The 1,462-nt window shown below is 62.0% G+C and carries 1 protein-coding gene; it reads left to right on the forward strand.

Annotation, left to right across the window (positions count from 1 at the left end):
* The first annotated feature begins 88 nt into the window (after positions 1–88).
* Positions 89–1,405, forward strand: coding sequence for an ISNCY family transposase (locus tag AC3A6M_RS24785; protein WP_487855350.1), 1,317 nt, complete (start codon positions 89–91; stop codon positions 1,403–1,405).
* Positions 1,406–1,462: the final 57 nt, after the last annotated feature.

Here is a 1,462-nt window from a genome sequence, read left to right on the forward strand (position 1 = left end):
TGTTAGTGCTAAGTAGTAATGTCCCGTCTCCGCAAAGTAGAGATGTCCCCTAGGATATGTCCGAAGGGAGGAAAGGACAGTGATCACGATGACGGCAAAGGATGTGCTGCGTAGCCAGGTGATGGCGCAGGTGTTGGAGGGGAAGCTGGATCAGGCAGGCGCCGCGGGAAGGCTGGGCATCAGCGTCCGACAGGTCAAGCGGCTGAAGCGGCGCATGCAGGACGAGGGGACGCAAGGGCTGCTGAGCAAAAAGCGGGGCAAGCCTTCGAATCGGCGCACGCCGACCGATGTGCTGGAGAAGGCGGTGGCCTTGATCGGCGCGCATTATGCCGACTTCGGGCCGACGCTCGCGTGCGAGAAGCTGAAGGAAGTCCACGAGATCGAGCTATCGGTGGAGACGGTGCGCCAGGCGATGCTGCGTGCCGGCTTGTGGAAAGCCCGGCGCGGCGCCGGAGCGCGCATCCATGCGATGCGCGAGCGGCGCGCCCGGCGCGGGGAGTTGATCCAGATCGACGGCTCGCCCCACGACTGGTTCGAAGGACGGGCGCCACGCTGCTGCCTGCTGGTGTTCATCGATGATGCCACGAGCGAATTGACGGCGCTGCGCTTTGTCGATGCCGAAACGACGCTTGGCTACATGGGACTTTTGGAAGAACACGTTCTCACCCACGGTTTGCCGGCCGCCATTTACAGCGATCGCCACAGCATCTTCCAGGTCAACAGGGGTGACCACAAGGACGTCAGCCATACCCAAACGCAGTTTGCGCGCGCCCTGGAGCAGCTTGGTATCGAAGGCATTCAGGCCAACAGTCCGCAAGCCAAAGGACGGGTCGAGCGTGCCAATCAGACCTTGCAGGACCGCCTGGTCAAGGAAATGCGCCTGCAAGGCATCAGCAGCCAGGCAGCAGCCAATATCTGGCTGCCGCAGTTTATCAGGGCGTTCAACCGCCGCTTTGCCGCCCAGCCAGCAGCCCTGAATGACGCACATGTGCAGTATGCCGGTACGCCTGCCGCCCTGCGTCATATCCTCTCCATCCATATGAAGCGGCGCCTCTCGAACAACCTGAGCTGCCAGCTGGACGGTTTGCTCTACCAAGTGCGGGCGGCAGGCCAAGGCTTGGCTCTGCGCGGCGCCGATGTGCACGTCGTGACCCATCCTGACAGTCCGACGCAGGTGCTCTGGCAAGGGCGCGTGCTGCCCCATACGTGCAGCAGCAAGCCCATCAAGCAACACGAAGCCGTCGACGGTAAGGACCTCAACGGCAAAGTCGAGCAGGCATTGATACGGCGTACGCCGCCTCAGCCGATTGGGCACCCATGGAAGAAACGCATGGCGACCCCGCCAGGCACGGCGCCAGTACGCGCCGAATTCGCGCACACCAAGGCCCACTTGATCCCTGCCTGATCCAAAGGGGACATTTCTACTTTGGAGAGCAGGGGACATTTCTATTTAGCGTTGACA

Source organism: Telluria sp. Soil_C_11 (assembly GCF_057657395.1).